The organism is Micromonospora sp. NPDC049799 (assembly GCF_040656655.1).
GTDB lineage: Bacteria > Actinomycetota > Actinomycetes > Mycobacteriales > Micromonosporaceae > Micromonospora.
On record NZ_JBFAMU010000506.1, the window covers coordinates 1 to 3,508 of the forward strand.

The 3,508-nt window shown below is 76.1% G+C and carries 2 protein-coding genes and 1 pseudogene; all 3 read right to left on the bottom strand.

Annotated elements, in window-relative coordinates; all coding sequences use genetic code 11:
- Positions 1–117: 117 nt before the first annotated feature.
- Positions 118–1,371, bottom strand: a complete 1,254-nt coding sequence (locus AB0I76_RS25320) for a phosphatidylserine decarboxylase (RefSeq protein WP_357040229.1) — start codon at positions 1,369–1,371, stop codon at positions 118–120.
- Positions 1,372–1,754: 383 nt separating this feature from the next.
- A pseudogene (locus AB0I76_RS25325) lies at positions 1,755–1,937 on the bottom strand (hypothetical protein); the annotation flags it as partial.
- Between the two features lie 32 nt (positions 1,938–1,969).
- The coding region (locus AB0I76_RS25330; protein ID WP_357040232.1) for a PspC domain-containing protein at positions 1,970–3,508 on the bottom strand (1,539 nt) is incomplete at its 5' end.

Sequence of the window (3,508 nt, forward strand, 5' to 3'; positions counted from 1 at the left end):
GCCGGCCTACCGGTCCCGCCCCCGGGCGCCCGGCCTCGCCCCCCCCCCCACCCCCGCCCCCCGCACGCATTGCGGGCCGCCGCCCCCCCCCCGCCCCCCCTTCTCCGTCCGCGGACCTCAGCGCCAGCGGGCGATGACGGTCGAACCACCGACCACCTTGTCGCCGGGGCCGACCAGCGGCTCCGCCGCCTCGGCGGGCAGGTAGACGTCGGTGCGCGAGCCGAACCGGATGAGGCCGAAGCGCTCGCCCTTCGCCAGCAGGGCGCCGATCGGCGCCCGCTGCACGATCCGCCGGGCGATCAGCCCGGTGCGCTGCGCCACGACCACCGTGCCGCGCGCGGTGTCCAGCACCGTGTACGCCGCCACGTTGTGCTCGGCGTCCGGCTTCATCGCGTTGACGAAGCCACCGTCGGCCACGAAGTAGTCGACCACCTTGCCGGCCACCGGAGCACGGTTGACGTGCACGTCGAGCACCGACAGGAAGACCGCGATCCGCAACCACTCACCGTCGCCGAAACGCTCGTCGTGCAACCGCTGCACCGACAGCACCTGGCCGTCCGCCGACGCGACCACGGCCGACGGGTCCTCCGGCACGTCCCGCTGCGGGTCGCGGAAGAAGGCGGCCACCGGGGCGGCGGCCAGCGCCGGAAGCAGCCACAGCTTCGAGCTCGGTCGGGTCAGCCGGGCCAGCGCGGCCAGCCCGAGCGTGATGCCGGCGGCGGCCACCCCGTTCGAGTCGATGTGCATGCCGCGGGTCAGCGGGACGCTCGACGGGCGGTACGCCGGGGCGAGCCGGTCGGCCGCGGCGGCGTCGGCCGGGGTGAAGCGGAGCCGGTGCACCCGCAGCGGCGGCGTGTTGCGCAGCACCAGGTCACTGCCGACCCCGTAGAGCGCCCCCTGCCGATCCAGCTCGGCCGCCGCTCCGGCGGTACGCCCGGGCGTGGCCGTCGTCGCGACGCTCAGCACGGCGCCGCCGGTGAGGTACTTCGCCAGCTCCTCCACGACCGCGCGGGTCTCCTCGGGTGTGCCGGTGAACGGCTCGCCCGCGACCACCACCGCGGCGGGCTCCGCCTCGGCGAGGGTGTCGACCACCCGGACCCGGTCGGCGACCCAGCGTCCCTGCGCCGTGACGTGCTCCCGGAGCAGCCGGGCGTCGGTCGAGGCGGCCGGCACGAGGGTGAGCGTGTCGCCGGGCAGCAGCCCGTCGATCGCCGCGGCGAGCACCGCGGACTCCGGGGTCGCGCCGACCAGCAGGGCGGACTTCGGGTCGTTCATCCGGGCGAGCTCGGCGACGAGGGTGCGGGCGGCTCGCTCGCCGATGCGGACCGGACCGGACCGGCCGGAGGTGCGCACGGCGGGGGACTGCGTCATGTCGGTCGGGCTCCTGACGAAATGGGGACGAGATCGCGGCGGGACCGCCCCGACCGGCGTCGCTGCGCCGGAGGCGGCCCGGCGGCGCGGGCCGGGCCGGCGGAGGCGGGTCTCCACCGGCCAGCATAGGCGGCTTCGGCGGGGGTCGGCACCGCCGCAGGTCAGCCCGGGGGACGTTCCCGGTCGTCGGCGGACGGCAGGATGGGCCGCTCGTCGGTCCGTTCGTCGCGGTCCGTGGGCCACTCGTCGGCCCGTTCGTCGCGGTCCGTGACCGCCTCGGTGGGCCACTCGTCCGCCCGGTCGTCGTGGTCGGTGACGGCCTGCGAGGGCCACTCGTCGGTGCCCGGAGCCGGCGTGTCGCCGGACGGCGGCCCCACCGCCCGCCGCGCCGACCGCAGCGCCCCCACCAGCCCCAGCACACCGACCACGAGCAGGGCGCCGGCCAGGAACCAGCCGACCGGCGGCAGGACGAGCCCCAGGATCTGGGCCACCAGCCACCAGACGGCGAACCCGAGGAAGAGCAGGCCGAAGGCGAGGGACACGAGGTCGGTGCGGTGGGCCCTCACGGGGTCGTCTCCTTCGTTCGCGACCGCGGGGTTCACCGGGTCACCTCCAGATTGCCGGCGTTGACGTGGATGAGCAGGCGGAGTGTGCCACCGCCGGCGCCGTCCGCGCCCAGGTCGGTGGTCTCCCGCAGGGGCCCGTCCACCCCACCCGCGCGGTCGTCCAGCGTGCCGTAGCGCCGGCCGAAGACGGTCGCGTCCCCGGCGTTGACGTCGGCCAGCGTGGTCACGTCGACGTTCGGAGGCACCACCACGGTCGCCTCGCCGAAGTTGATCGCGACGGTGATCTCGGTGGTCTTCTTGTCGAAGTCGACGGCGCGCAGGTCCAGGACCGCGTCGCCGAAGCTGTTCTCGTACCGGGTGGCCAGCTCGGTGTGGCTGGTCGGTGCCCAGGTCACCGCGCCGTCCACGCCCCGGATCCGGTCGTACGACTCGGCCACGGTGGCCACGGCCAGGGCGGCGGACGTGACCAGGCCCAGCGCGATCAGCCAGCGTGCCCGACCGAACCAGGTGCCGACCAGCAGGCCCAGCCCGATGGTGGCCAGGGCCGCCGCGAAGTACGCCGAGGCACCCATGTCGAAGACGTGCAGGAGATCGAGAACGGCCACCGTGCCCAGGGCGAGGAAGATCAGCGAGAAGGTGACCGCACCCAGCGGCGACCGTTCCCGGGGCCGCTTCGGCGGCTTGACCGGTGGTGGCGGTGGTGGCGGGACCGGTCGCCCGGCGTACGGCCCGTACGGGGCGAACGGTGGCTGGTAGCCGGAGCGGGCCGGGGGAGCGCTCACGGGGGGAACGACGGGTGTGCCGGTGACCGGTGGCGCGGGCCAGCCGGAGGTGGGGAAGGCCGGCGCCGGCCAGCCGGGGGTCGGTGCGCCGGGCGGAGCGGCAGGCGTGGGCTGGGCCGGCAGTTCGGCGGTCGGCTCGGTCGGCGTACCAGGGACCGTCGGCGGTGCGGGCACGGCCGGGGCGGCGAGCGGGTCGGCGTACGCCCACGGGGTGGCGGGTGCGGCGGCTGGCGGCGGCGCGGCGGCCGGGCCGGGATAGGTGACCGGGGGGACCGGACCCGGAGGTGCGGCGGCGGGCCCCGGAGGCACGGCGCCGGCCGGCGGGCCGGGCTGCCGGTCGCGGTTCTCACGGTTGAGCAGCAGCGAGCCGCCCACCAGGATCGTCGCGCCCAGCAGCAGCGCGCGGAAGGCGTCGGTGACGATGTACGCGAAGCTGACCGCGACCAGGATGCTGAGCACGATCACGGTGACCGGCGACATGCTGGACCGGCCCCGACCCAGCATCGACTCGACCGGCGAGGCGCTGTCGCCCTCGCCGGGGATGATCAGCCAGGCGGTGACGTAGACCAGGATGCCGATGCCGCCGAAGAAGCCCAGCACCGCCAGGAGCACGCGCCACACCACCGGGTCGGTGTTGGTGGCCCGGCCGATCGCCGCGCAGACGCCCGCCAGGTAGCGGCCGTCACGGGGACGCACCAGCCCGTACCGGGAGGTGAAGCCGGCGCCACCGGGCGGAGGCGGCGGGACGGCGGTCGGCGCGGCCGTAACCCCAGTGCACGTCCGGCATGG